Origin of the sequence: Kitasatospora terrestris, assembly GCF_039542905.1 — a bacterium.
In the GTDB taxonomy this organism is placed as follows: domain Bacteria; phylum Actinomycetota; class Actinomycetes; order Streptomycetales; family Streptomycetaceae; genus Kitasatospora; species Kitasatospora terrestris.
This window is the reverse complement of the sequence record NZ_BAABIS010000001.1, coordinates 3599454-3625582: the sequence shown is the minus strand read 5'-3', so window position 1 is coordinate 3625582 and position 26129 is coordinate 3599454. Positions and strand designations below refer to the sequence as shown.

Annotated in this window: 22 protein-coding genes and 1 tRNA gene; 19 read left to right on the top strand and 4 right to left on the bottom strand. The window is 70.0% G+C overall.

Translation table 11 applies throughout. The annotated features are described in order from the left end of the window. Positions 1 to 3: 3 nt before the first annotated feature. The 7 genes from rpmG (at position 4) to ABEB06_RS16515 (ending at position 5080) form a co-directional block, all read left to right on the top strand. Positions 4 to 168 (top strand): 50S ribosomal protein L33, encoded by a 165-nt coding sequence (gene rpmG / locus ABEB06_RS16545; protein WP_006604855.1) that lies wholly within the window; start codon positions 4 to 6, stop codon positions 166 to 168. Between the two features lie 122 nt (positions 169 to 290). Further along, the gene (locus ABEB06_RS16540; protein ID WP_345697626.1) at positions 291 to 749 is read left to right on the top strand and encodes an FAS1-like dehydratase domain-containing protein; all 459 of its coding nucleotides are present in this window, start codon (positions 291 to 293) and stop codon (positions 747 to 749) included. Positions 750 to 754: 5 nt separating this feature from the next. After that, entirely contained in the window at positions 755 to 1177 is a 423-nt protein-coding gene (locus tag ABEB06_RS16535) for a MaoC family dehydratase (RefSeq protein ID WP_345697625.1), read from the top strand. 103 nt (positions 1178 to 1280) lie between these two features. Beyond that, entirely contained in the window at positions 1281 to 1847 is a 567-nt protein-coding gene (locus ABEB06_RS16530) for a TetR/AcrR family transcriptional regulator (RefSeq protein ID WP_345697624.1), read from the top strand. A gap of 86 nt (positions 1848 to 1933) precedes the next feature. After that, on the top strand, positions 1934 to 3370 hold the full coding sequence (locus ABEB06_RS16525; protein ID WP_345697623.1) for an MFS transporter: 1437 nt from the start codon (positions 1934 to 1936) through the stop codon (positions 3368 to 3370). A gap of 58 nt (positions 3371 to 3428) precedes the next feature. Further along, positions 3429 to 3827, top strand: coding sequence for a DUF3291 domain-containing protein (locus tag ABEB06_RS16520; RefSeq protein ID WP_345697622.1), 399 nt, complete (start codon positions 3429 to 3431; stop codon positions 3825 to 3827). Between the two features lie 209 nt (positions 3828 to 4036). After that, on the top strand, positions 4037 to 5080 hold the full coding sequence (locus tag ABEB06_RS16515) for a UDP-N-acetylmuramate dehydrogenase (protein ID WP_345697621.1): 1044 nt from the start codon (positions 4037 to 4039) through the stop codon (positions 5078 to 5080). A gap of 17 nt (positions 5081 to 5097) precedes the next feature. Here ABEB06_RS16515 and ABEB06_RS16510 read toward each other — a convergent pair whose 3' ends face one another. Continuing rightward, the gene (locus ABEB06_RS16510) at positions 5098 to 6126 is read right to left on the bottom strand and encodes an adenosine deaminase (protein WP_345697620.1); all 1029 of its coding nucleotides are present in this window, start codon (positions 6124 to 6126) and stop codon (positions 5098 to 5100) included. A gap of 94 nt (positions 6127 to 6220) precedes the next feature. After that, positions 6221 to 7456 (bottom strand): pyridoxal phosphate-dependent aminotransferase, encoded by a 1236-nt coding sequence (locus ABEB06_RS16505; RefSeq protein ID WP_345697619.1) that lies wholly within the window; start codon positions 7454 to 7456, stop codon positions 6221 to 6223. Positions 7457 to 7674: 218 nt separating this feature from the next. Here ABEB06_RS16505 and ABEB06_RS16500 point away from each other — a divergent pair. The 12 genes from ABEB06_RS16500 to ABEB06_RS16445 all read left to right on the top strand — a co-directional run bounded on the left by ABEB06_RS16500 (position 7675) and on the right by ABEB06_RS16445 (position 22994). Next, positions 7675 to 7747 (top strand) — tRNA-Trp (locus ABEB06_RS16500). A gap of 143 nt (positions 7748 to 7890) precedes the next feature. Next, the gene (gene secE / locus ABEB06_RS16495; protein ID WP_345697618.1) at positions 7891 to 8253 is read left to right on the top strand and encodes a preprotein translocase subunit SecE; all 363 of its coding nucleotides are present in this window, start codon (positions 7891 to 7893) and stop codon (positions 8251 to 8253) included. A 168-nt stretch (positions 8254 to 8421) separates the two neighbouring features. After that, entirely contained in the window at positions 8422 to 9321 is a 900-nt protein-coding gene (gene nusG / locus ABEB06_RS16490) for a transcription termination/antitermination protein NusG (protein ID WP_345697617.1), read from the top strand. 169 nt (positions 9322 to 9490) lie between these two features. Next, positions 9491 to 9925 carry a 50S ribosomal protein L11 gene (rplK, locus tag ABEB06_RS16485; protein ID WP_345697616.1) on the top strand — a complete coding sequence of 145 codons (435 nt, stop codon included), beginning with the start codon at positions 9491 to 9493 and terminating at the stop codon, positions 9923 to 9925. A 110-nt stretch (positions 9926 to 10035) separates the two neighbouring features. Further along, positions 10036 to 10758, top strand: coding sequence for a 50S ribosomal protein L1 (gene rplA, locus ABEB06_RS16480; RefSeq protein WP_345697615.1), 723 nt, complete (start codon positions 10036 to 10038; stop codon positions 10756 to 10758). A 122-nt stretch (positions 10759 to 10880) separates the two neighbouring features. Then, positions 10881 to 11786: an SCO4651 family lipoprotein gene (locus ABEB06_RS16475; RefSeq protein WP_345697614.1), complete on the top strand. Its 906-nt coding sequence runs from the start codon at positions 10881 to 10883 to the stop codon at positions 11784 to 11786. After that, positions 11786 to 12700 (top strand): SCO4651 family lipoprotein, encoded by a 915-nt coding sequence (locus ABEB06_RS16470; protein ID WP_345697613.1) that lies wholly within the window; start codon positions 11786 to 11788, stop codon positions 12698 to 12700. The genes ABEB06_RS16475 and ABEB06_RS16470 overlap by 1 nt, the downstream gene beginning before the upstream one ends. Positions 12701 to 12755: 55 nt before the next feature. Further along, positions 12756 to 13553, top strand: a complete 798-nt coding sequence (locus ABEB06_RS16465; RefSeq protein ID WP_345697612.1) for an SCO4651 family lipoprotein — start codon at positions 12756 to 12758, stop codon at positions 13551 to 13553. A gap of 353 nt (positions 13554 to 13906) precedes the next feature. Then, a complete protein-coding gene (gene rplJ, locus ABEB06_RS16460) occupies positions 13907 to 14470 on the top strand; it encodes a 50S ribosomal protein L10 (RefSeq protein WP_345697611.1) in 564 nt (187 codons plus the stop codon). 89 nt (positions 14471 to 14559) lie between these two features. Next, positions 14560 to 14946, top strand: a complete 387-nt coding sequence (rplL, locus tag ABEB06_RS16455) for a 50S ribosomal protein L7/L12 (protein WP_345697610.1) — start codon at positions 14560 to 14562, stop codon at positions 14944 to 14946. 575 nt (positions 14947 to 15521) lie between these two features. Further along, the gene (gene rpoB, locus ABEB06_RS16450) at positions 15522 to 18998 is read left to right on the top strand and encodes a DNA-directed RNA polymerase subunit beta (RefSeq protein ID WP_345697609.1); all 3477 of its coding nucleotides are present in this window, start codon (positions 15522 to 15524) and stop codon (positions 18996 to 18998) included. A 102-nt stretch (positions 18999 to 19100) separates the two neighbouring features. Continuing rightward, a complete protein-coding gene (locus ABEB06_RS16445; protein WP_345697608.1) occupies positions 19101 to 22994 on the top strand; it encodes a DNA-directed RNA polymerase subunit beta' in 3894 nt (1297 codons plus the stop codon). A 27-nt stretch (positions 22995 to 23021) separates the two neighbouring features. Here the strand turns inward: ABEB06_RS16445 and ABEB06_RS16440 are convergent, their stop codons facing one another. Then, a complete protein-coding gene (locus ABEB06_RS16440; protein WP_345697607.1) occupies positions 23022 to 25247 on the bottom strand; it encodes a hypothetical protein in 2226 nt (741 codons plus the stop codon). Continuing rightward, positions 25244 to 26104 carry a nucleotidyl cyclase domain-containing protein gene (locus ABEB06_RS16435; protein WP_345697606.1) on the bottom strand — a complete coding sequence of 287 codons (861 nt, stop codon included), beginning with the start codon at positions 26102 to 26104 and terminating at the stop codon, positions 25244 to 25246. Before ABEB06_RS16435 ends, ABEB06_RS16440 begins: the two co-directional genes overlap by 4 nt. Between the last annotated feature and the right edge of the window lie 25 nt (positions 26105 to 26129).

Genomic DNA, 26129 nt, shown 5'->3' with positions numbered 1-26129 from the left:
CCCGTGGCTGCCACCGACGTCCGCCCGAAGATCACGCTGGCCTGCGTGGAGTGCAAGGAGCGGAACTACATCACCAAGAAGAACCGGCGCAACGACCCGGACCGTCTTGAGATGAAGAAGCACTGCCCGCGTTGCAACTCGCACACGGCGCACCGCGAGACCCGCTGACTTTGCCTCGACTCCAGGCCGCACCCCGTTCGGGGCGCGGCCTGGAGTCTTTTCTGCGTTCTCCGCGCCGGGCCGGTGCGGCGGGCGTGACGATCCATCAGAGGAATTCCGAGGAGTAGCCCATGCCGCTCGACCCCTCGTTCATCGGGCGGACCTACCCGCCCACCGAGCCGTACGAGGTCGGCCGCGAGAAGATCCGCGAGTTCGCCGTCGCCGTGGGCGACGCGAACCCGGCGTACACCGACCGGGAGGCGGCCAAGGCGCTGGGCCACCCGGACGTGATCGCGCCGCCGACCTTCCCGTTCGTGATCACGTACGAGGCCGCGGCGCAGGTGGTGAACGACCCGGAGCTGGGTCTGGACTACAGCCGGGTGGTGCACGGGGACCAGAAGTTCTCGTACACCCGGCCGGTGCGGGCGGGCGACCGGCTGGCGGTGACGGTGGCCATCGACGCGATCAAGTCGCTGGCCGGCAACGACGTCCTGACGGTGCGTGGCGAGGTGCACGACGCGAGCGGCGAGCACGTGGTGACGGCGGTCATGACGCTGGTGGCGCGGGCGGCCGACGAGGCGGGGGAGTGACGGGCATGGCGATCAGCTTCGACGAGGTCGAGGTCGGCACCGAGCTGCCGGCGCAGTCCTTCCCGGTGACCCGCGCCACGCTGGTGCGGTACGCGGGCGCGTCGGGTGACTTCAACCCGATCCACTGGAACGAGAAGTTCGCGCTGGAGGTGGGCCTGCCGGACGTCATCGCGCACGGCATGTTCACCATGGCCGAGGCGGTCCGCGTGGTGACCGACTGGGTCGGCGACCCGGGCGCGGTGGTCGAGTACGGGGTGCGCTTCACCCGTCCGGTGCCGGTGCCGAACGACGGGGTCGGCGCGGTGATCGAGGTCACCGGCAAGGTGGCGGCGCTGCTGGAGGACCGCAAGGTCCGGGTCGACCTGGTGGCGACCAGTGGTGGGCAGAAGGTGCTCGGCATGTCGCGGGCGGTCGTCCGGCTGGCCTGAGCCGTGTGTCGCGGAACGGAGGGGCGTGCCCGTCGGTGCGCCCCTCCGGCGTTCCCGATGCCCGCCCTTGCCAAAGTAGTGATTGGCCACTAACTTAGGGCCCATGGCAAGGATGACGGCGGAGGAGCGGCGGGAGAGCGTCGTGCGGGCCGCGATGATCGAGTTCGGTCGCGGCGGCTACCGGGGCACCTCCACCGAGGCGATCGCCAAGCGGGTCGGGGTCTCGCAGCCGTACCTGTTCCGGCTGTTCCCCGGCAAGGAGGCGATCTTCCGGGCGGCGTGCGAGCGCTGCATGGACGAGACCTGGCAGGCCTTCGACCGGGCGTCCGAGGGCCTGACCGGCGAGGCCGCGAAAGAGGCGATGTCGGCCGGCTACCTCGCGCTGATCGAGGACCGCGACAAGCTGATGATGCAGATGCAGATGTACGTGTCGGTGTTCGCCGCTGAGGCGGCCGGCGACACGGAGATCGGCGAGATCGCGCGGGCCGGCTGGCTGGACCTGTTCGACCGGGTCCGGATCAGGATCGGCGGCGACACCAGGGAGGCCACCGACTTCATGGCCTACGGCATGCTGATCAACACCCTGGTGGCGCTGGGCTATCCGGACGGCCACCGGATCTGGGAGGGCTTCGGAACTCCTCCCGGGCGCGAGCCCGGCCGCGGCGACTGAGGGAGCGGGCGCGTCCGTGCGGCGTGCCCTTTTCTCGGCCCGTGAAAGTTATTGAGCAATAACTACCAGAGACCCCGGGGGGCCTCGTGAAGGACAGAACAGCACTCTGGACGCTGGTCGTCGCCAGCACGGCCGGCTTCATGGCCAGCCTCGACAACCTGGTCGTCACCACCGCGCTGCCCGCCATCCGGGAGGAGCTCGGCGGCGGCCTCTCCGACCTGGAGTGGACGGTCAGCGCGTTCACCCTGAGCTTCGCCGTCCTGCTGATGCTCGGCTCCGCCCTCGGTGACCGCTTCGGGCGCCGCCGGATGTTCACGCTCGGCCTGACCGTGTTCACCCTCGGCTCGGCCGGAGCCGCGCTCGCCCCGAACATCGGCGCGCTGATCGCCGCGCGCGCCGTCCAGGGTGCCGGCGCCGCGGTGATGATGCCGCTCACCCTCACCCTGCTCACCGCCGCCACCCCGCCCGCCCGGCGCCCGCTCGCCTTCGGCATCTGGTCCGGTGTCAACGGCCTCGGCGTGGCCGTCGGGCCGCTGGTCGGCGGCGTCCTCACCGAGCACCTCTCCTGGCAGTGGATCTTCTGGCTGAACGTCCCGATCGGCCTGCTGCTGTTCCCCGTCGTCCGGTTCGGCCTGGTCGAGAGCCGCGGCGTCAACCCCCGCCTGGACGTCCCCGGCGCCGCCCTGGCCAGCGTCGGCATGTTCGGCCTCGTCCTCGGCCTGATCCGCGGCAACCCCGACGGCTGGACCAGCCCGCTGGTCCTCGGCTCGCTGATCGGCGGCGTCGCCCTGCTGGCCGCCTTCGTCCGGTACGAGCTGCGCGTCGCGGCCGCGCCGATGCTGCCGATGCGCCTGTTCCGCAGCCGGGCCTTCTCGGCGGTGAACGTCGCCGGTCTGCTGATGTTCCTCGGCATGTTCGGCTCGATCTTCCTGATCAGCCAGTACCTGCAGAACGTCGGCGGCTACAGCCCGCAGCAGGCCGGCGTCCGGATGCTGCCCTGGACCGGCATGCCGCTGATCGTCGCCCCGATCGCCGGCGCCCTGGCCGGCCGGATCGGCGGACGGCCGATCGTGGTCACCGGCCTCGTCCTGCAGGCGGTCGGACTGGCCTCCTTCGCGCTGGTCGAGCGCAGCGGCGGCTACTCGTACGCCGCCCAGGTGCCGGTGCTGGTGATCTGCGGGATCGGCATGGCGCTGTTCTTCGCCCCGATGGCCGCCCTGGTGATGTCCAGCGTCCGGCCCGAGGAACAGGGCATCGCCTCCGGCGCCAGCAACGCCATGCGCGAGGTCGGCGGAGCGCTCGGCGTCGCCGTGCTCGCCGCGGTCTTCTCCTCCCGCGGCGGCTACGGCTCCGCCCAGCAGTTCCACGACGGACTGCTGCCCGCGCTGTACGTCGGTGCCGCCGCGGTCGGCGCGGCCGCCGTCGCCGCCGCCCTGATCCCGCGCCGCCGCACCGCACCCGCCGCCGACCCGGGCACCGCGCCCGCCGCGCCGCTCGAAACGGTCGCAACCGCACAGCACTGAGCCCGGACAGGACCCACCGACACCCCGTCCACCCCGTCAGAGAGCGAAGGAGACAGCGATGCCCACCATCCCCTGGACCGCCGGGCCGGCTGCCGGACACAGCGGCGAAGTCACCGTGATGGCCTCCGAGTTCAAGCTCCGTCGACTCAGCCAGGTGCCCGGCTTCCTGCGCGCCTCGCTGGTGATCCGCAAGCAGGCCCTGGCCACCGCCGGCGCCGTCGGGACGAGCCTGCGGGCCGCCCCGCTGCGCCGGACCTTCTGGACGCTCTCGGCCTGGGAGAGCCGTCCCGCGCTGGAGGCCCTGGTCGGCGCCGAGCCCCACCGCTCCACCATGAAGCGGATGCGCCCCGCCATGGAGGCCTCGGTCTTCACCTTCTGGACCACCACCGGCGACCGGCTCCCCGACTGGGCCGAGGCGGACCGCCGGATCGAGGCCCGACGGAACGGGACGGCCTGACGCGGGCCGGGTGGCCGGACACCACGACGGGCGGTGGCCCCCGGCGTCTGCCGGGGGCCACCACCCGTCGCGCACCGGGAAGGCTCAGCCCGCGAGCGGGGCCGTGGTGCGGGCGGTGGTCGGGCCGCGCCGAAGTCCGTGGGCACCGTGTCACGGCGGTCGGTCGCGGGCAAGCGGTTTCCGCCGGGGCGACCCCGTACGCTGGGGGCGTGCTTGTCGACAACGATGCCCCGCTCGCCCCGCTGACCACGCTCCGACTCGGTGGGCCGGCACGGCGCCTGGTGACCGCCGTCACCGACGCCGAGGTCGTCGAGACCGTCCGGGCCGCGGACGCGGCGGGGGAGCCGCTGCTGGTGATCGGCGGCGGCTCCAACCTGGTGATCGGCGACGCCGGGTTCGACGGGACCGTGCTGCGGATCGCCACCGAGGGCTTCGCCCTCGACGGCACGCTGCTGGAGCTGGCGGCCGGCGAGGTGTGGACCGACGCGGTCGCCCGGGCCGTCGACGCGGGCCTGGCGGGCATCGAGTTCCTGGCCGGCATCCCCGGCTCGGCCGGCGCCACCCCGGTGCAGAACGTCGGCGCGTACGGCCAGGAGGTCGCCGAGACGATCACCGAGGTGGTCGCCTACGACCGGCTGCTGCACGAGACGGTCACCCTGACCGGCGAGGACTGCGCCTTCTCCTACCGGCACAGCCGCTTCAAGGCCGACCCCGACCGGTACGTGGTGCTGCGGGTCCGCTTCCGGCTCGCCGACGAGGGCGGGATGTCCTCCCCGGTGAAGTACGCGGAGGTGGCCCGCACCCTCGGTGTCGAGGCCGGGCAGCGGGTGGAGCTGCGGACCGCGTACGAGACGGTGCTGAAGCTGCGGGCGGGCAAGGGCATGGTGCTCGACCCGGAGGACCACGACACCTGGTCGGCCGGCTCGTTCTTCACCAACCCGGTGCTGACGGACGACCAGTACGCCGCCTTCCTGCGCCGCCTGGACGGGCTGGCCGCCCCCGCCTACCCGGCGGGCGAGGGCCGCACCAAGACCAGCGCGGCCTGGCTGATCGACAACGCTGGTTTCCGCAAGGGCCACGGCACGGGCCGCCCGGCGACGCTCTCCACCAAGCACACGCTGGCCCTGACCAACCGCGGCGGCGCCACCACCGAGGACCTGCTGGCCCTCGCCCGCGAGGTCCGGGACGGCGTCCGCGCCGCCTTCGGCGTGGAGCTGGTGAACGAGCCGGTGATGGTGGGCGTCACCCTCTAGGGCCCCCGCCCGGCGGGTCAGGCGGTCAGCCAGGCGTCGATGTCGGCGAGCAGCTCCTTGCGGGTGGCCTCCGGCGCGCGCGAGGAGCGCACCGACTGGCGGGCCAGCTCGGCCAGTTCGGCGTCGGTGAAGTGGTGGACGTCGCGGGCGAGCTCGTACTGCGCGGCCAGCCGGGAGCCGAAGAGCAGCGGGTCGTCGGCGCCGAGCGCGAGCGGGACCCCGGCGTCGAAGAGCCGGCGCAGCGGGACGTCCTCGGGCTTCTCGTAGACCCCGAGCGCCACGTTGGACGCGGGGCACACCTCGCAGGTGACCTGCCGGTCGGCGAGCCGCTGGAGCAGCCGCTCGTCCTCGGCGGCGCGCACGCCGTGCCCGATCCGCCCGGCCCCCAGGTCGTCCAGGCAGTCCCGGACGGACTCCGGCCCGGCCAGCTCCCCGCCGTGCGGGGCGGCGAGCAGCCCGCCGTCCCGGGCGATCGCGAAGGCGCGGTCGAAGTCGCGGGCCAGGCCCCGCCGTTCGTCGTTGGACAGGCCGAAGCCGACCACCCCCCGGTCGGCGTAGCGGACGGCGAGCCGGGCCAGCGTGCGGGCGTCCATCGGGGACTTCATCCGGTTGGCGGCGACCAGCACCCGCATCCCCACGCCGGTGGCCGCGGAGGCCTCCCGGACGGCGTCCAGGATCAGCTCCAGGGTGGGGGTGAGCCCGCCGAGGCGGGGCGCGTACGAGGTCGGGTCGACCTGGATCTCCAGCCAGCGCGAGCCGTCCGCCGCCTCGTCCTCGGCGACCTCGCGGACCAGCCGCCGGATGTCGGCCTCGTCGCGGAGGCAGGACCGCGCGGTGTCGTACAGCCGCTGGAACCGGAACCAGCCGCGCTCGTCGGTGGCCCGCAGCTTCGGCGGCTCGTCCGAGATCAGCGCCTCGGGCAGGCGGACGCCGTGCTTGTCGGCCAGTTCGAGCAGGGTCGCGGGGCGCATCGCACCGGTGAAGTGCAGGTGCAGGTGGGCCTTCGGCAGGCCCCGGACATCACGGGCGTCAGGCTGCTCATCCATTCACGAATCCTGCCGCATCCGGCCCGCAAACGGGAACCGCCCCCGGCACATCCCTCGAAGGGGTGACGGGGGCGGCTCCGGGGGCGCGCGGCGGTCAGCTCGCCTCGGCCAGCAGCTTCTGCAGGCGGCTGATGCCCTCGACCAGGTCGGCGTCGCCGAGTGCGTAGGAGAGCCGCAGGTAGCCGGGGGTGCCGAAGGCCTCGCCGGGGACGACCGCGACCTCGGCCTCGTCCAGGATCAGCGCGGCCAGCTCCGCGGAGGTCTGCGGGCGCTTGCCGCGGATCTCCTTGCCGAGCAGCTCCTTGACCGACGGGTAGGCGTAGAACGCGCCCTCCGGCTCGGGGCAGAACACGCCCTCGATCTCGTTGAGCATCTTCACGATGGTCTTGCGGCGACGGTCGAACGCGGTCTTCATCTCGTCCACCGCGGACAGGTCGCCGGCGACCGCGGCGACGGCCGCGCGCTGCGCCACGTTGGAGACGTTGGAGGTGGCGTGCGACTGCAGGTTGGCCGCGGCGTTGACGACGTCCTTGGGGCCGATCATCCAGCCCACCCGCCAGCCGGTCATGGCGTAGGTCTTGGCCACGCCGTTGACCACGATGCACTTGTCGGCGAGCTCGGGCAGCAGGGCCGGCAGCGAGGTGAAGGTCGCGTCGCCGTAGACCAGGTGCTCGTAGATCTCGTCGGTGAGCACCCACAGGCCGTGCTCGAGCGCCCAGCGGCCGATCGCCTCGGCCTCGGCGCGGGTGTACACCGCGCCGGTCGGGTTGGACGGCGAGACGAAGAGGACGACCTTGCTGTTCTCGGTGCGGGCGGCCTCCAGCTGCTCGACCGAGACCTTGTAGCCGGTGGTCTCGTCGGCGACCACCTCGACCGGGGTGCCGCCGGCCAGCTTCACGGCCTCCGGGTAGGTGGTCCAGTACGGCGCGGGGATGATCACCTCGTCGCCCGGGTCGAGGATCGCGGCGAAGGCGTTGTAGATCGCCTGCTTGCCGCCGTTGGTGACCAGCACCTGCGAGGGGTCCACCTGGTAGCCGGAGTCGCGCAGCGTCTTGGCGGCGATCGCGGCCTTGAGCTCGGGCAGGCCGCCGGCCGGGGTGTACCGGTGGTTGGCCGGGTCCTGGCAGGCGGCGACGGCGGCGTCGACGATGTAGCCGGGGGTCGGGAAGTCCGGCTCGCCGGCGCCGAAGCCGATCACGGGGCGGCCGGCCGCCTTGAGGGCCTTCGCCTTGGCGTCGACGGCGAGGGTGGCGGACTCGGCGATGGCGCCGACCCGGGCGGAGACCCGGCGGTCGGCGGGGCGGACGTTCTCGGGGGTGGGTGCGCTCATGACTGCATGGTCCCAGAAGCGCGTGCGCTGGAGCACGGTGGTTTCACCATGTGTACGCCGCCGTGGACGGTCCGCGTGAATGAGGTTCGACCAATCGGCGAAGGATCCCGTACACTCACTGCTCGACGGCTTCCGAACTGCGGATCCTTCCGCCGCGTACACCACGCGGCGGCTCGGATGCGGTAGGTTGGGGGCCACCCGGAGCCGCGAGGTTCCGTAGGGCACTAGCTCAATTGGTAGAGCACCGGTCTCCAAAACCGGCGGTTGGGGGTTCGAGTCCCTCGTGCCCTGCTGCTTGACCCGTACCGAGCCCGTTCGCTCCGCTGAGCGAGCGGGCTTGACGCGGAGAGGGCCCCACCCAAGCACTGCTTTCGCCGGATCGCCCGTGCAACTCGGCACGGACCTCGGCAGGACCCGGATTCAGGTGAGGACGAGTGACGGAGACCACGGGCTCCACCGCAACGCCTGAGAGCGGCAACCCCGAGGGTGCCGACGGCGCGGACGACACCGCTGCCGCGGACGCCAAGCTCTCCCGGCGCGAGCGCCGGCGTGCCAACAAGGCCGCCGGTGGCGAGGGCGGCAAGAAGTCCGGCAAGCGGGCCAAGAAGGGCCTGTTCGCCCGGATCGCGATCTTCTATCGCCAGATCATCGCCGAGCTGCGCAAGGTCGTCTGGCCGACCCGCAACGAGCTGATGCAGTACACCACCGTCGTGGTGGTCTTCGTCATCGTGATGATGCTGCTGGTGGCCGGCCTCGACTGGGGCTTCTCCAAGCTCAGCTTCTGGGTCTTCGGCTGACGCCGGATCCTCCACAGAACCACTCTCCGACCCGGGTCGAATTCTTCGGCCCGGGTCGAGCTGTCGGCGCGAACCGGACGAGGCGGCTACCGTTGACTGGGTACTGTTGAGGTATCCGTTCCACAACGTTCTCCACAACGTTCCACAACCAGGAAAGAAGCAGCGACCGTGTCCGATTCCCCCCTGTACGACGCCGACGAGACCGTCCGCGAGGCGGATGTCGCCGCCGAGCTGGACGCGGCCGAGGCTGCCGATGCCGAGGCTGACCAGGAGATCGTCGACGCCGCGGACGCCGAGCTGGACGAGGTCGAGGCCGCCGAGGAGGAGGCCGGCGAGCCCGCCGAGGCCGCCGCGCTGCACGAGGCCGGTGAGGACGACGGGGCCGCCGCCGACGAGGCGTTCGCCGAGGCCGTCGCCGAGGTCGAGGCCGACGCCGACGCCGAGGCCGCCCCGGCGGAGGAGAGCGACCCGGTCGCCGAGTTCCGCGAGCAGCTCCGGATCGCCCCGGGCGAGTGGTACGTCATCCACACCTACGCGGGCTACGAGAACCGGGTGAAGCAGAACCTGGAGCAGCGGGCCGTCTCGCTGAACGTCGAGGACTACATCTTCGAGTCCCAGGTTCCGCAGGAGGAGGTCGTCCAGATCAAGAACGGCGACCGCAAGACGATCCGGCAGAACAAGCTCCCCGGCTACGTCCTGGTGCGCATGGACCTGACCCCGGAGTCCTGGGGCGTGGTGCGCAACACCCCCGGCGTCACCGGCTTCGTCGGCAACGCCTACGACCCGTACCCGCTGACCCTGGACGAGGTCGTCAAGATGCTCGCCCCGGACGTGGAGCGCGCCGCCGCCAAGGAGGCCGGCAAGCCGTCGCCGGTCAAGCCGAGCGAGATCCAGGTGCTGGACTTCGAGGTCGGCGACTCGGTCACCGTCACCGACGGTCCGTTCGCCACCCTGCAGGCGACCATCAACGAGATCAACCCGGACTCGAAGAAGGTCAAGGGCCTGGTCGAGATCTTCGGCCGGGAGACCCCGGTCGAGCTCTCCTTCGACCAGATCACCAAGAACTGACCACCCACGGTCTTCGGTTCCGGGGCGGGGCCTGGTGGCCCCGCCCCGGAACCGTTTTGGTCCAGGACCGCCTCAGCGGTTAGCCTGGTCCGATGTGTGTGCTGGCAGCCGCATGTCGCTGCGGCGGTGCACACACCAGCAATCACCTCTCGGAAGGACCCGGAGAGAAATGCCTCCCAAGAAGAAGAAGATCACGGGGCTTATCAAGCTCCAGATCAACGCCGGTGCTGCCAACCCGGCCCCGCCGGTCGGCCCCGCGCTGGGTCAGCACGGCGTCAACATCATGGAGTTCTGCAAGGCCTACAACGCGGCCACCGAGTCGCAGCGCGGCATGATCGTGCCGGTGGAGATCACGGTCTACGAGGACCGCTCCTTCACCTTCATCACGAAGACCCCGCCGGCCGCGCGCCTCATCCTGAAGGCCGCCGGTGTCGACAAGGGCTCCGCCGAGCCGCACAAGACCAAGGTCGCCAAGCTGACCTCGGCCCAGGTGCGCGAGATCGCCACGGTGAAGCTCCCCGACCTGAACGCCAACGACCTGGACGCGGCGGAGAAGATCATCGCCGGCACCGCCCGGTCGATGGGCATCACCGTCGAGGGCTGATCACCCCCTTCTCGTCCCCCGTGGTAGGGCCCAGCGCGGCCCGCACACACCACGACTCCTCCCTCCTCGCCCGCCAGCGTGCAGGAGGGGCCCGAAATTCAGGAGCAGCAGTGAAGCGCAGCAAGGCCCTCAAGGCCGCGGACGCCCAGGTCGACCGCAGCCGCATCTACGCCCCGCTCGAGGCGATCCGCCTCGCCAAGGCGACCTCCACCACCAAGTTCGACGGCACCGTCGAGGTCGCCATGCGTCTGGGCGTCGACCCGCGCAAGGCCGACCAGATGGTCCGCAGCACCGTCATCCTCCCGCACGGCACCGGTAAGACCGCTCGGGTCCTGGTCTTCGCGACCGGTGACCGTGCCGAGGCCGCGCGTGCTGCGGGCGCCGACATCGTCGGCTCGGACGAGCTGATCGACGAGGTCGCCAAGGGCCGCCTGGACTTCGACGCCGTCGTCGCCACCCCGGACCTCATGGGCAAGGTCGGCCGCCTCGGCCGCGTGCTCGGTCCCCGTGGCCTGATGCCGAACCCGAAGACCGGCACCGTCACCCCCGATGTCGCCAAGGCTGTCAACGACATCAAGGGCGGCAAGATCGAGTTCCGCGTCGACAAGCACTCGAACCTGCACCTGATCATCGGTAAGGCCTCCTTCACCGACGAGCAGCTGGTCGAGAACTACGGCGCCGCGCTGGACGAGGTCCTCCGGGCCAAGCCCGCCGCCGCCAAGGGCCGCTACATCAAGAAGATCGCCTTCTCGACCACCATCGGCCCCGGCATCCAGGTGGACCCGAACCGCACCCGCAACCTCCTCGTCGAGGAGGACCCGGCCGCGGTCTGATCCGTACCAGGTCTGAAACAGCCTGCCCGCACCCCCTCGGGGTGCGGGCAGGCTGTCGTTCCGGGCGGGTAGAGTCCGCACCTGGCTCTTGTATGAGAATTGACTTAGAGGGGGACCCTTCGATGCGTACTTCCCTGCGGATCGCCTCCGCCGTCGCCGTCTCGGCCGTACTGGTCGGCGGCCTGACGGCGTGCGGTGGCAGCAAGGCCGGCACCGGCTCGGACGCCAAGGGCGGCTCGTCCGCCGCGGCCTCGGCGGGCGCCTCCGCCTCGGCCGGCGCCTCCGGAGGCCCCGGCTCGGCGGCCGGCGGCTCGGTCAAGGACCTCGCGCCGAAGGAGGCGCTGCTGGCCTCCGCCGCCGTGATGGACAAGGCGGGCAGCGCGAAGATCACCGCGAAGGGCGCCACCGCAGACGACGGCGGCACCGGCGTGATCGTCTGGAAGAGCCCGGGCGCCTTCGAGATGACCACCAAGAACGAGGGCAAGGACTACAAGGTCCTGCTGATCGGCGACATGATGTACGTCGGCGCGCCCGAGCAGCTGGCCGTGCTGGCCGGCGGCAAGCAGTGGATGAAGATCGACCTGAAGGCCGCCAACAAGGCCGCGGGCTCCGAGGACACCGGCTCCGTCGCCACCATGGCGCAGATGATGAACCCGGCGATCCAGCTGGCCGCCGCCGCGCCCACCGCCACCAAGGTCGGCAGCGAGAAGGTCGACGGCGTCGACACCGTGCACTACCGCAGCGTCGTGCCGGTGGAGACGCTGGTCGCCGGGATGAACCTGACCGCCGAGGTCAAGGCCAAGGTGCTGGAGCAGCTGAAGAAGGGCGGCAGCAGCACCACCGTCGAGCTGTGGATCAACGCCAAGGGCGAGCTGGTCCAGCTCTCCGGCAACCAGCTCGGCGTCGGCGACGGCAGCGGCACCAGCACCGCCAAGTACAGCGAGCTGGGCACCGTGGCCGCGCCCAAGGCGCCCGCCGCCGACCAGGTCTTCGACCTCGCCGAGGTGCTCGCCAAGGCGGGCCAGTGATGCGCACCCGCACCCGTGGCGTCCGTCCGGCCCGGGCGCTGCTCGCCGCCGCGGCGGCCGGCCTCGCGCTGACCCTGGCCGGCTGCTCCGGCGGCGGCGCCGCCCCGATCGCCCAGAACGCCGTCGAGAAGGCCGCCGAGCTCGCCCCCGAGGCGCTGCTCAAGGCGGTCGGCGACCGCACCAGCGCGGCCAAGAGCGCCAAGGTCGAGTCGGACATCAAGGCCGGCGACGGCGTGATGCACTTCCAGGGCGCGATCTCCTGGCAGGACGGCCTGCAGGGCGAGCTCAAGGGCAGCGCCACCGGCGGCAAGATGGGCCAGGCGCTCTCGCAGGTCGGCGGCGACGGCACCTTCACCGCCCGCTACCTCTCCGACGCCTACTACGTGAACATGGGCGACGCGATGGCCCGTCAGCTGCAGGGCAAGCACTGGCTGCGCTACGGCTACGAGGACATGGCCACCCTGATGGGTGCCAGCGGCGACGCGCTGCGCAGCCAGTTCAAGTCCGCCGACCCGGTGGCCGCGGTGCGGACGCTGATCGCCAGCGGCAAGGTCGCCAAGGTCGGCGAGGAGTCGGTCAACGGCACCAAGGCCACCAAGTACCAGGGCGACTTCACCGCGGCCGACCTGGACCGGATGGCCACCAACGGCCTGACGGCCGATCAGGTCAAGGCGCTGAAGACGCAGTTCGAGCAGACCGTGGTCGGCGCCGACCACGTCGAGGTCTGGGTCGGCGCGGACCAGCTGCTGCTGAAGAAGGTCGAGAGCTTCGAGACCAAGGCCGGCCACTTCGAGGCCGCCTCGGTCTACTCCGGCTACGGCACCCCGGTCGAGACCAAGGCCCCGGCCAAGGCGGACACCGTGGACTTCGCCGAGCTCCTCAAGGCCGCGCAGCAGGGCGCCGCCACCGGCTGACCCCCGGCCGGGGCATGGCAAGGTGGACGGAACGGACGGCACGGGAGGACGAGGCATGGCGGTACGGCGGTGGCGGGCGGCGGCAGTCGTGCTGCTCGCCTCGGCGCTGGCCGCCGGCTGCGGGGGCGGGAACGGGGCGGACAAGCCCACCGCCCCCAGCAGCGCGCCGCCGAGCACCGGGCCGGCCACCCCCACCGACCGCTCCCCGCACGGCGTGCTGCTGGCCGCGCAGCTCGCCGCGCACGACGCCCGCCGGGTCGAGTTCCGCTCCTCGCTCGGCGGGGAGCGGGCCCGCGGCATGCTCTTCTGGGCGCCCAAGACGGTGCTCCAGCTGAAGCCGGAGGGCGGTACCCGGCAGCTGATCGTGCTGGACACCTCCGCCTACCTCGGCGGCGACCAGGAGACCGCGGCCCGGCTCGGCGGGCGGCACTGGGAGAAGTACGCCGGCGACCGGGAGGTCCCGTACGCGGGGCTGATCGACCGGCTCAACCCGCTGGTCGCCGCCACCGCGGCGGCCGCCGCCGACGGCCCCGAGCTGGTCGGCGAGGAGAAGCTGCTGGACTCCACGGTCGACCACTACCGGGTGACCGTCGGCGCGGACCGCTACGCGGCGGCGCAGACCCAGCTCGGCCCCGCCCGCCGGCAGGCCCTGGAGCAGGCGCTCGGCAGCGCCCCGGTGGTGCTGGACCTGTGGCTGAACGACAAGGACCAGCCGGTGCAGATCCGCCGCTCCTCCGGCGGCGGGGTCGACCTGATCGGGTACACCGAGTACGCCGGGCCGCTCTCGGTCCAGGCCCCGGCCGAGGCGGACACCGCCGACGCGGGCGACCGCAGCCTCCCGCCGGCCCCGTAGCCGGGCCCGCGACCGACCCCGCGGAGGACCTGCGGCCGGCCCGTGGCCGTCCCCGCGGAGGGCGGATTTTGTCCTGCGCGGTCGGCCGGGTACCGTGGTGACTGCCAAAGACCGCTGGTTGTCGCCATGCGCCCGCAAGGGAGCTGGCACCGAAGGTCCCGCGCTTGCGCGGGCGGCCCGCGCAGGTGTGTCTGGTGCTTATGACTTCCGGCCCTTCGGGGCTGTCGAGGTCTGCCGAGCCCCGTGCGCCCTGCGCATGGGGCTCTTTCGTTTGCTCGCGGTCAGCGGCCCCCGAATGGTCGACTTCTCGAAGGTCGGCCGGACTTCGACATCACGGAAGGAGGCGTAAGCCTATGGCCAGGCCCGACAAGGCTGCTGCCGTCGCCGAGATCACGGAGCTTTTCCGTGGCTCGAACGCGGCCGTGCTGACCGAGTACCGCGGTCTCTCGGTGAAGCAGGTCAAGAACCTGCGTCGCTCGCTGGGTGGGAACGCCCAGTACGCCGTGGTGAAGAACACGCTGACCAAGATTGCGGCCAACGAGGCCGGGATCTCTTCGCTCGACGACCTGTTCGCGGGTCCGACGGCTGTCGCCTTCGTCACCGGTGACCCGGTGGAGTCGGCGAAGGCTCTGCGTGACTTCGCCAAGGAGAACCCCGCCCTGATCATCAAGGGCGGTGTCCTTGACGGCAAGGCGCTGTCGGCTGACGAGATCAAGAAGCTCGCGGACCTCGAGTCCCGCGAGGTTCTGCTCTCCAAGCTGGCCGGTGCCATGAAGGGCAAGCAGTCCCAGGCTGCCGCGCTCTTCCAGGCTCTGCCGTCGAAGCTCGTCCGGACCGTGGAGGCCCTCCGCGTCAAGGTCGAGGAGGGCGGTGCCGGTACGCCGGCTCCCGCCGCCGAGGAAGCGGCCGCGGAGTAGTTCCGCAGGCTGTTGCCTCGCTGTGGGCCGTGCGCCCGCCTAACCCGTACATCCGGCACCACCTGCCGATTTAGTGGAAGGACGCCATCATGGCGAAGCTGTCCCAGGACGACCTGCTCGCGCAGTTCGAGGAGATGACCCTCATCGAGCTCTCCGAGTTCGTGAAGGCCTTCGAGGAGAAGTTCGACGTCACCGCTGCCGCCCCGGCCGCTGCCGTCGTCGTTGCCGGCGGTGCCGGTGGCGCCGAGGCCGCTGTCGAGGAGCAGGACGAGTTCGACGTCATCCTCGACGGCGCCGGCGACAAGAAGATCCAGGTCATCAAGGAGGTGCGCGCCCTCACCTCCCTCGGCCTGAAGGAGGCCAAGGACCTCGTCGACACCGCCGGTGCGAAGGTTCTCGAGAAGGTCGCCAAGGACGTTGCCGAGAAGGCCAAGGCGCAGCTCGAGGGCGCTGGCGCCAAGGTCACCGTCAAGTGACTCCTCGCCCTCTCTGAGAGGGCTCACGGGCCGGGCCGGCCACCCTTCGGGGTGGCCGGCCCGGCCTGCTTCGTCTCCCGGCGGCCGAGCGTGGGCTCCGCCACTGTCCGTGGGGGCGAGTATGGTGATCGCTGTCGTCGGAGAGCCCCCGCGGGCACGGCCGGTGTAACGCCGGTCGGGGTCCGAGCGATGGGCAGTGCGAGGTCCACACCCTGGTGCGGGCCTTGACGAACAGCACGCGGCGCGCGATTCTCGTGGCGCGTGCCCAAAGCGAACCGGCGCCGGATGCATATTCGGCGGCGGCACTGGGAACTTGTCCAGTGACTCGTTGTGAGTGCGGTGGCCCGGGGTGTCCCGGGCTGTCGGTTGTACGGGAGGAGCGTCCGATTCGGTCTCCGAATCAGGGCTTGTCAACAGTGTCGCCTTTGGCTACACTGTCCCTTTGCGCTGCCTGTTAGCTGTTCCGTGACTCGTCGCCCGGAGCAGTCCCAGTCCTGACCTGGGGTTTTAGCCCTTGGCTAAGGTCCGGCCGGTATGCGCGTAGTGAGCTCCGAGCCCTCGGAAGGACCCCCCTCTTGGCCGCGCCGCGCAACGCCTCGAACAATTCCGCCGCATCCACCGCCCCGCTCCGCGTCTCGTTCGCGAAGATCAAGGAGCCCCTCGAGGTCCCGAACCTCCTCGCCCTGCAGACCGAGAGCTTTGACTGGCTGCTCGGCAACGCGGCCTGGAAGTCCCGGGTCGAGGAGGCGCTGGAGAGTGGTCAGGACGTCCCCACGACCTCTGGTCTGGAGGAGATCTTCGAGGAGATCTCCCCGATCGAGGACTTCAGCGGGTCGATGTCGCTGACCTTCCGCGACCACCGTTTCGAGCCGCCGAAGAACTCCATCGACGAGTGCAAGGACCGCGACTTCACCTACGCGGCCCCGCTCTTCGTCACCGCGGAGTTCACCAACAACGAGACCGGTGAGATCAAGTCCCAGACGGTCTTCATGGGCGACTTCCCGCTCATGACCAACAAGGGCACCTTCGTCATCAACGGCACCGAGCGTGTCGTCGTGTCTCAGCTGGTGCGCTCCCCCGGCGTCTACTTCGACTCCACCCTGGACAAGGTGTCCGACAAGGACATCTACTCCTGCAAGGTCATCCCCTCGCGCGGTGCCTGGCTGGAGATGGAGATCGACAAGCGCGACATGGTCGGTGTCCGCATCGACCGCAAGCGCAAGCAGTCGGTCACCGTGCTGCTCAAGGCCCTCGGCTGGACCAACGAGATGATTCTCGAGGAGTTCGGCGAGTACGAGTCGATGCGCGCCACCCTGGAGAAGGACCACACCCAGGGCCAGGACGACGCCCTCCTCGACATCTACCGCAAGCTGCGCCCGGGCGAGCCGCCCACGCGTGAGGCCGCGCAGACGCTGCTGGAGAACCTGTACTTCAACCCGAAGCGCTACGACCTCGCGAAGGTCGGCCGCTACAAGGTGAACCGCAAGCTGGGCAACGCCGAGTCCCTGGACTCCGGCGTGCTCACCGAGCCGGACATCATCGGCGCGATCAAGTACCTGGTGAAGCTGCACGCCGGCGAGACCGAGTGGCGCGACGGCGACGGCCGCGACATCGTCATCGAGGTCGACGACATCGACCACTTCGGCAACCGTCGTCTCCGCAACGTCGGCGAGCTGATCCAGAACCAGGTCCGTACGGGTCTCGCCCGCATGGAGCGCGTCGTGCGCGAGCGCATGACCACCCAGGACGTCGAGGCGATCACGCCGCAGACCCTGATCAACATCCGGCCGGTCGTCGCCTCCATCAAGGAGTTCTTCGGCACCAGCCAGCTGTCGCAGTTCATGGACCAGACGAACCCGCTGTCGGGCCTGACCCACAAGCGTCGTCTGTCCGCGCTCGGCCCCGGTGGTCTGTCCCGTGAGCGGGCCGGCTTCGAGGTCCGAGACGTGCACCCCTCGCACTACGGCCGCATGTGTCCGATCGAGACCCCCGAAGGCCCGAACATCGGTCTGATCGGCTCGCTCGCCTCCTACGGCCGGGTCAACGCGTTCGGCTTCATCGAGACCCCGTACCGCAAGGTCGTCGACGGTGTGGTCACCGAGCAGGTGGACTACCTCACCGCCGACGAGGAGGACCGTTACGTCATCGCGCAGGCCAACGCCCCGCTGACGAACGACCTGCACTTCGCGGAGCCCCGCGTCCTGGTCCGCCGCCGCGGCGGCGAGATCGACTACATCCCGGGCACCGAGATCGACTACATGGACGTCTCGCCGCGCCAGATGGTGTCGGTCGCGACCGCCATGATCCCCTTCCTCGAGCACGACGACGCCAACCGCGCGCTCATGGGCTCGAACATGATGCGCCAGGCGGTGCCGCTGCTGAAGAGCGAGGCCCCGCTGGTCGGCACCGGCATGGAGTACCGCTGCGCGGTCGACGCCGGCGACGTGATCACCGCCGACAAGGCCGGTGTGGTGCAGGAGGTCTCGGCCGACTACATCACCGTGGCCAACGACGACGGCACCTACACCACGTACCGTGCCGCCAAGTTCACCCGTTCCAACCAGGGCACCTCCTTCAACCAGAAGGTGCTCGTCGACGAGGGCTCCCGCGTCGAGGTCAACCAGGTGCTGGCCGACGGCCCCTGCACCGACGAGGGCGAGATGGCCCTCGGCAAGAACCTCCTCGTGGCGTTCATGTCGTGGGAGGGTCACAACTACGAGGACGCGATCATCCTGTCGCAGCGCCTCGTCCAGGACGACGTCCTCTCCTCGATCCACATCGAGGAGCACGAGGTCGACGCCCGTGACACCAAGCTGGGCCCCGAGGAGATCACCCGGGACATCCCGAACGTCTCCGAGGAGGTCCTCGCCGACCTCGACGAGCGCGGCATCATCCGGATCGGCGCCGACGTCGTCACCGGCGACATCCTGGTCGGCAAGGTCACCCCGAAGGGTGAGACCGAGCTGACCCCGGAGGAGCGCCTGCTCCGCGCGATCTTCGGTGAGAAGGCGCGCGAGGTCCGCGACACCTCGCTGAAGGTGCCGCACGGCGAGTCCGGCAAGGTCATCGGCGTCCGCGTCTTCGACCGCGAGGAGGGGGACGAGCTTCCCCCGGGCGTGAACCAGCTGGTCCGCGTCTACGTCGCCCAGAAGCGCAAGATCACCAACGGTGACAAGCTCGCCGGCCGTCACGGCAACAAGGGCGTCATCTCCAAGATCCTGCCGGTCGAGGACATGCCGTTCCTGGAGGACGGCACCCCGGTCGACATCATCCTCAACCCGCTGGGTGTCCCGTCCCGAATGAACCCGGGACAGGTCCTGGAGATCCACCTCGGGTGGCTCGCCAAGCAGGGCTGGGACGTCTCCGGCCTCGCCGACGAGTGGGCCCAGCGCCTGCAGGCGATCGGCGCCGACCAGGTCCAGGGCGGCACCAACCTCGCCACCCCGGTCTTCGACGGCGCCCGCGAGGACGAGATCACCGGCATGCTGGACAACACCACCCTCACCCGTGACGGTGAGCGCCTGGTGAACTCCACCGGCAAGGCCCGGCTGTTCGACGGCCGCTCCGGCGAGCCGTTCCCGATGCCGGTCTCGGTCGGCTACATGTACATCCTCAAGCTGCACCACCTGGTCGACGACAAGCTGCACGCCCGCTCGACCGGCCCGTACTCGATGATCACCCAGCAGCCGCTCGGTGGTAAGGCGCAGTTCGGTGGTCAGCGCTTCGGTGAGATGGAGGTGTGGGCCCTGGAGGCGTACGGCGCCGCGTACGCACTGCAGGAGCTCCTCACCATCAAGTCCGACGACGTCCTCGGCCGCGTCAAGGTCTACGAGGCCATCGTCAAGGGCGAGAACATCCCCGAGCCCGGCATTCCCGAGTCCTTCAAGGTCCTCATCAAGGAAATGCAGTCGCTCTGCCTCAACGTGGAGGTGCTGTCCTCGGACGGCCAGTCCATCGAGATGCGTGACTCCGACGAAGACGTGTTCCGCGCCGCCGAGGAGCTCGGCATTGACCTGTCCCGGCGCGAGCCGAGCAGCGTCGAAGAGGTCTGACGGAGGTCGGGCCGGCCATCCGTCCGGGTAGCCGGCCCGCCCCCAGGCCCCCCTCAGACCAACAGACAGACTCTCGATTCACGAAAGAGGGCTTGACGACCAGTGCTTGACGTCAACTTCTTCGACGAGCTCCGCATCGGCCTGGCCACCGCCGACGACATCCGCCAGTGGTCCCACGGCGAGGTCAAGAAGCCGGAGACCATCAACTACCGCACCCTGAAGCCCGAAAAGGACGGCCTCTTCTGCGAGAAGATCTTCGGCCCGACCCGGGACTGGGAGTGCTACTGCGGTAAGTACAAGCGCGTCCGCTTCAAGGGCATCATCTGCGAGCGCTGCGGCGTCGAGGTCACTCGCGCCAAGGTCCGCCGCGAGCGGATGGGCCACATCGAGCTGGCCGCCCCGGTCACCCACATCTGGTACTTCAAGGGTGTCCCGTCCCGCCTGGGCTACCTGCTCGACCTGGCGCCGAAGGACCTCGAGAAGGTCATCTACTTCGCCGCCTACATGATCACCTGGGTGGACGACGAGCGCCGTCAGCGCGACCTGCCGTCCCTCGAGGCGCACATCTCGGTCGAGCGCCAGCAGATCGAGAACCGCCGCGACGCCGACCTCGAGGCCCGCGCCAAGAAGGCCGAGACCGACCTGGCCGAGCTGGAGGCGGAGGGCGCCAAGGCCGACGTCCGCCGCAAGGTCCGCGAGGGCGCCGAGCGCGAGATGAAGCAGCTCCGCGACCGCACCCAGCGCGAGATCGACCGCCTGGACGAGGTCTGGGCGCGCTTCAAGAACCTCAAGGTCCAGGACCTGGAGGGCGACGAGCTCCTCTACCGCGAGCTGCGTGACCGTTTCGGCACGTACTTCTCGGGCTCCATGGGTGCCGCCGCGCTCAAGGACCGCCTGGAGAGCTTCGACCTCGCCGAGGAGGCCGAGCGCCTCCGCGAGATCATCCGCACCGGCAAGGGCCAGAAGAAGACCCGTGCGCTCAAGCGCCTCAAGGTCGTCTCCGCCTTCCTGCAGACCAGCAACAAGCCCAAGGGCATGGTGCTCGACTGCGTCCCGGTGATCCCGCCGGACCTGCGTCCGATGGTGCAGCTGGACGGTGGCCGCTTCGCGACCTCCGACCTGAACGACCTGTACCGCCGCGTGATCAACCGCAACAACCGCCTGAAGCGCCTCCTCGACCTCGGTGCCCCCGAGATCATCGTGAACAACGAGAAGCGCATGCTCCAGGAGGCCGTTGACGCGCTCTTCGACAACGGCCGTCGTGGTCGCCCGGTCACGGGCCCCGGCAACCGTCCGCTGAAGTCGCTGTCCGACATGCTCAAGGGCAAGCAGGGCCGTTTCCGTCAGAACCTGCTCGGCAAGCGAGTCGACTACTCGGCCCGTTCGGTCATCGTCGTCGGCCCGCAGCTCAAGCTGCACCAGTGCGGCCTGCCCAAGGCGATGGCGCTGGAGCTCTTCAAGCCGTTCGTGATGAAGCGCCTGGTCGACCTGAACCACGCGCAGAACATCAAGTCGGCCAAGCGCATGGTCGAGCGCGCCCGTCCGGTCGTGTGGGACGTCCTCGAAGAGGTCATCGCCGAGCACCCGGTCCTGCTGAACCGTGCGCCCACCCTGCACCGCCTCGGCATCCAGGCCTTCGAGCCGCAGCTGGTCGAGGGCAAGGCCATCCAGATCCACCCGCTCGTCTGCACCGCGTTCAACGCGGACTTCGACGGTGACCAGATGGCCGTCCACCTGCCGCTCTCCGCGGAGGCGCAGGCCGAGGCCCGCATCCTGATGCTGTCCTCGAACAACATCCTCAAGCCGGCCGACGGCCGTCCGGTCACCATGCCGACCCAGGACATGGTGCTCGGTCTGTTCTTCCTCACCTCGGACCGCGAGGAGGTGAAGGGCGGTGGCCGCTCCTTCTCCTCCACCGCCGAGGCGATCATGGCCTTCGACGCCCGCGAGCTGGACGTCCAGGCCCCGATCGACCTGCGGATGCCGGCCGGCACCGTGCCGCCGCGCGGCTGGGTCGCCCCGGTCGACGAGGACGGGCAGCCGACCTGGTTCGAGGGTGAGCCCTTCCGCATCACCACGACCCTGGGCCGCGCGCTCTTCAACGAGCTGCTGCCCGAGGACTACCCGTTCGTCGACTACGAGGTCGGCAAGAAGCAGCTCTCGGCCATCGTCAACGACCTGGCCGAGCGCTACCCCAAGGTCGTCGTCGCCGCGACGCTGGACAACCTGAAGGCGGCCGGCTTCCACTGGTCGACCCGTTCCGGCGTCACCGTCTCGATCTCGGACGTCATCGTCCCGCCGAGCAAGCCCGCGATCCTCGAGGGCTACGAGGCGCAGGCCGAGAAGGTCCAGAAGCAGTACGAGCGCGGTCTGATCACGGACAACGAGCGCAAGTCCGAGCTGGTCGGCATCTGGACCCGCGCGACCAACGAGGTCGCCGAGGCCATGGCCGCGAACTTCCCGAAGACCAACCCCATCTTCATGATGGTCGACTCGGGTGCTCGTGGAAACATGATGCAGATGCGTCAGATCGCCGGTATGCGCGGTCTGGTGTCGAACGCGAAGAACGAGACCATCGCGCGCCCCATCAAGGCGTCGTTCCGTGAGGGTCTCTCCGTGCTGGAGTACTTCATCTCCACCCACGGTGCCCGTAAGGGTCTCGCCGACACCGCCCTGCGCACCGCCGACTCCGGCTACCTCACCCGTCGTCTGGTCGACGTCTCCCAGGACGTCATCATTCGCGAGGAGGACTGCGGCACCGAGCGCGGCCTCAAGCTGTCGATCGGCTCCGTGGGCGCCGACGGCGTGCTGCGCAAGGCCGACGACGTCGAGACCAGCGTCTACGCCCGCATGCTCGCCGAGGACATCACGGTGGACGGCAAGCTCCTCGCCACCGCCAACACCGACCTCGGTGACGTGCTGATCGACGAGCTGATCCGGCACGACATCAGCGAGGTCAAGACCCGCTCGATCCTCACCTGTGAGTCGGCGGTCGGCACCTGCGCCATGTGCTACGGCCGCTCGCTGGCCACCGGCAAGCTGGTCGACATCGGTGAGGCGGTCGGCATCATCGCCGCCCAGTCCATCGGTGAGCCCGGCACCCAGCTCACCATGCGCACCTTCCACACCGGTGGTGTGGCCGGTGACGACATCACCCAGGGTCTGCCCCGTGTCGTCGAGCTCTTCGAGGCCCGTACCCCCAAGGGTGTGGCCCCGATCTCGGAGGCCCAGGGCCGCGTCCGGATCGAGGACACCGAGAAGACCCGCAAGCTCGTCGTCACCCCCGACGACGGCAGCGACGAGATCGCCTACCCGGTCTCCAAGCGCGTCAAGCTGCTCGTCAGCGAGGGCGAGGCGGTCGAGGTCGGCCAGAAGCTGACCGTCGGTGCGACCAACCCGCACGACGTCCTGCGCATCATGGGCCAGCGTGCCGTCCAGATCCACCTGGTGGCCGAGGTCCAGAAGGTCTACAACTCGCAGGGCGTGTCGATCCACGACAAGCACATCGAGATCATCATCCGGCAGATGCTCCGCCGCGTGACGATCATCGAGTCGGGCGACGCCGAGCTGCTCCCGGGCGAGCTCGTCGAGCGCGGCCGCTTCGAGACCGAGAACCGTCGCGTGGTCTCCGAGGGCGGTCACCCCGCCTCCGGCCGTCCGCAGCTGATGGGTATCACCAAGGCCTCGCTGGCCACCGAGTCCTGGCTGTCGGCCGCCTCCTTCCAGGAGACGACCCGGGTCCTCACCGACGCGGCGATCCACGCCAAGTCGGACCCGCTGCTGGGCCTCAAGGAGAACGTCATCCTCGGTAAGCTCATCCCGGCCGGTACGGGTCTGCCCCGCTACCGCAACATCCGGGTCGAGCCGACCGAGGAGGCCAAGGCCGCCATGTACTCGGCCGTCGGCTACGACGACTACGACCTGTCGCCCTTCGGCGCCGGCTCCGGCCAGGCGGTCCCGCTGGACGACTACGACTACGGCCCGTACACCGGCTGAGTCGGACGCTCCTGAACCGCAGGGCGGTCACCCCACACGGGGTGGCCGCCCTGCGGCGTTCCCGCGTCCGATGTGGTCGAGCAGACGGTCCGAGGCGCGGCAGCTGTCCGGAAGGTACAGGTCGCGTACGGCTTGGAGAAGCTCCAGGGCGGCATGGCCCTGGGCTTCTCCGCGCAGTGCGGATGCCAGCCCGTCCAGGACGAGCTCGGCGGTCGCGCTGTCCTCAACGGAAGCGCGCAGCCATCCGGCCGCCCGCTCGACCCCCTCCGCCCGCTGGGCCTTGGAGCTGAACAACTCCCGCAGGCCTTCCTGGACCCGGGCGTGCGGGAGGGGGCAGGACGGCGTGTACAGCCACGGGTGGCCGGCCTCCGTACAGGGCATCAGCGCGAGCAGCGCCAGCCGGCCGGCGGCTGGCGACCCTTCGCGGACCAGCCAGTTCTCGACCTCACGCACCAGCAGAAGCCGGCTCTCGGGCCGCTTCGCCAAGGCGTCGTACACCGGAAGGACCTGGTGATCGACGACGGTGCTCTCCGTGCGGGCCAGGCTGCGAAGCCGGGTCATCGCCATCCGCCGCTCGGCCTGGGAACTGCTGTCGTCCGTCAGGACCGAGCGGCAGATGTCTGCGACCACCGCGCGGACCGGCGTGAGCAGCTTCGCCCACCTCCCGAGCAACTGCCAGGTGCCGCTGCTCATGTGTCCGTCGCCAAGCGCTCGTTCGGTGACGGCGGCCAGGACCTGCCCTCGGCCGGCTTTCAGGGTCCGCTCCCGGAGGTCGTCCAGGTGCTTCGGATCCTTGTGGCGCAGGATCAGGGCCGAGAGGGCCCGCACGGCTGGGTCACCGCCCGAGTACTCGCGCACAGGGAGGTTGACCAGCCAGTCGAGCAGCACGGTGCGCATCGGTGGGAAGTTGTCCCAGACGTAGACGAGTGCAGCTTCCGCATATCCGGGGCGGTCGTAGACGACCTGGTCCTGCAGATCGACCTCGGCGCCGAGAGCGGTCAGCCGGGGACGCAGGCCCTGCCCGGCGAAGATGGCGGCGACACCGGCCGGGCCGGTCGCGCCGGAGCTGCCGGGCGGGCCCCCGACGGCTGCTTCCAGGGCCTGTGCGTCGCTGCCGATCCAGGCGGCAGGGCCCGCCTGATGGACGGCGAGGCTGAGGAGCAGGCAGCGATTCGGCAGCGAGAGGGGCCGCTCCTTCGCGGCTGTCGTGAGGCCGGGTTCGTTGAACAGAACGTCGAAGCTCTCCCTCCAGTCCGTCAGGGCCTGCTCGATCCTGGTCTGAAGGTCGTCGACGGGCTGGTCTGCGAGGGCCGAGTTCTCCAGGCGGTACGGACGACTGAGCTGACCCGGAACGACCGTGACCTGACGGTCCGATGTTCCTTTCTGGTGATCGACCCACTGCCGGATGACCGTCTCCACGGACCGCATGGCTTCGACGGCGTTGCGCCCGCGGATGGAGGCCCGCGCCGTTGGCGACTGGACGTAGGGGATCAGCGATGCCAGGCCTCTGGCTTTCAGGTGGTGCTCGACGAGTTGCTGCGCATCGGGTGCCGCGGGAAGGCGAACCACGGTGACGCCCGCACCGGCCCAGTTGTGGTGTCCCTTCCACAGGATGTCGGTGACGGTTGCCACCAGCCGTGAGTCAGCCTGACGGAGCCTGGACGAGAAGTCGGACAGCCGTTCGAGGAAAGTGCTGTCGATCCGGTCGTTGTCGGGGTCCTTCAGCTCCAGCAGATAGGTGTGCCCACGGCCGAGCGGAAACCGTCCGACGGACGGCTTCTCCCAGTCCGTCTCCAGATCCAGCAAGGTGGACCCGCGGGAAGCGTGGCGGGCACTCAGGTGCCGCGCGAACGTTGTGACGCCATGGCCTCGACGTCCGACGATCAGCAGGATGCGCCGATCCTCCGCTCGGAGTGCGTCACGACCGTCGGCCCAGGACTGACGCCACTCCTCCGGTTCGACGAAGTACTGCCAATCCTCCAGCTCACGGCGGTTCAGGAGCGTCCCTTCCAGGGTGTCCCGCCTGCGGGTCTCCTGGTGGAGGTTCTCGACGGTATTGGCGAGTACGTCGATATTGACCTGCGAAGGGACGGCGTTCGCCTGGGGAGGAAGTCGCACCCGGGGGTCGATCGGAGGCGGGAGGAACCAGCGGGACGGTTCGGCGGGATCGACCGTGGGCGGACGGGACCGCACAGGGACCTGAGCGAGCAGGAACTCCAGGTCGTCCGGAGTGGAGTCGTCGGCGGTGGTCACGGGAGGTGCTGCCCTCCGGGCTGCGGCAGGCGGCGGATCCCTGTGTCCGCACCGATCGACTGGGGCGCGTGGTTGATCTGGTGGGTCCGAAGGTTCTCGATGCGGTCCGCCATGGTGTTGATGCTGACGTTGCCCGACACCTGGATCCCCCGAGGGGCGATCGACGACGGCGGTGCCTCCTGCGGGCCGGGGTCCTGCGTACGAGGTACGTCCGGCTGAGGCAGGAACTGGGCGATCACAGCGGGACTGAGCCGAGGTACGTGGATCCACGCCTGCCGTCGGAACGCCTTGCCCGTAACGGCGGCCTGCCAGGGCAGGAAGTCGCTGTCCGGCAGCAGCTTGCTCCGCCCGGCGAGGACGGTCCGGCGGTACATGTCGTCGGAGAGCACGAGCGCCGCGTAGCTGCCGTGGGCGGCCGCCGCGGCGATGCCCACACGTGCGGCGTCGCTGTCGACGAACCGGGCCGCGTCGTTGACGGCATCCGCGAGGTTGCTGGTAGGCATGGGTCCGACGTGCACGCTCACCCGCACGCGCAGGGGCGGATCGTCCTTTGCCCGGTGCTCCTCGTGGCTGCGCAACTCATCGTCGAGCAGTCGGATCAGCGGATCCACCAATCGCCAGGTACGGGCCGGCGGAAGGACCATGATGAAGCCGTCACCTCGGTCGTGCCGGGCGGTGATGTCCCACTCCGTTGCCAGCCCGCTTCGGACGAACGCGGCTTCCACCGCTCTGTCCATGGCCAGCCGGAGCCGGGGCTGGCGGTGCTCCTGCACCTTGCTGAAGTCCTTGATGTCGACGACGAATAACGTCTGCTCGGGGGGAATGTCCCACAAGTGCGGAGGCGCGGCAGGCGGCATGGACCGGATCCTTCTCTGGGCTCTT

Excerpts from the sequence above, each read along its gene's own strand:
- ABEB06_RS16540 (WP_345697626.1), top strand. The coding sequence starts at position 291 with ATGCCGCTCGACCCCTCGTTCATCGGGCGGACCTACCCGCCCACCGAG.
- ABEB06_RS16535 (WP_345697625.1), top strand. The coding sequence starts at position 755 with ATGGCGATCAGCTTCGACGAGGTCGAGGTCGGCACCGAGCTGCCGGCG.
- ABEB06_RS16530 (WP_345697624.1), top strand. The coding sequence starts at position 1,281 with ATGGCAAGGATGACGGCGGAGGAGCGGCGGGAGAGCGTCGTGCGGGCC.
- ABEB06_RS16520 (WP_345697622.1), top strand. The coding sequence starts at position 3,429 with ATGCCCACCATCCCCTGGACCGCCGGGCCGGCTGCCGGACACAGCGGC.
- ABEB06_RS16510 (WP_345697620.1), bottom strand. The coding sequence starts at position 6,126 with ATGGATGAGCAGCCTGACGCCCGTGATGTCCGGGGCCTGCCGAAGGCC.
- ABEB06_RS16505 (WP_345697619.1), bottom strand. The coding sequence starts at position 7,456 with ATGAGCGCACCCACCCCCGAGAACGTCCGCCCCGCCGACCGCCGGGTC.
- rplK (WP_345697616.1), top strand. The coding sequence starts at position 9,491 with ATGCCTCCCAAGAAGAAGAAGATCACGGGGCTTATCAAGCTCCAGATC.
- ABEB06_RS16475 (WP_345697614.1), top strand. The coding sequence starts at position 10,881 with ATGCGTACTTCCCTGCGGATCGCCTCCGCCGTCGCCGTCTCGGCCGTA.
- ABEB06_RS16470 (WP_345697613.1), top strand. The coding sequence starts at position 11,786 with ATGCGCACCCGCACCCGTGGCGTCCGTCCGGCCCGGGCGCTGCTCGCC.
- ABEB06_RS16465 (WP_345697612.1), top strand. The coding sequence starts at position 12,756 with ATGGCGGTACGGCGGTGGCGGGCGGCGGCAGTCGTGCTGCTCGCCTCG.
- rplJ (WP_345697611.1), top strand. The coding sequence starts at position 13,907 with ATGGCCAGGCCCGACAAGGCTGCTGCCGTCGCCGAGATCACGGAGCTT.
- rplL (WP_345697610.1), top strand. The coding sequence starts at position 14,560 with ATGGCGAAGCTGTCCCAGGACGACCTGCTCGCGCAGTTCGAGGAGATG.
- ABEB06_RS16435 (WP_345697606.1), bottom strand. The coding sequence starts at position 26,104 with ATGCCGCCTGCCGCGCCTCCGCACTTGTGGGACATTCCCCCCGAGCAG.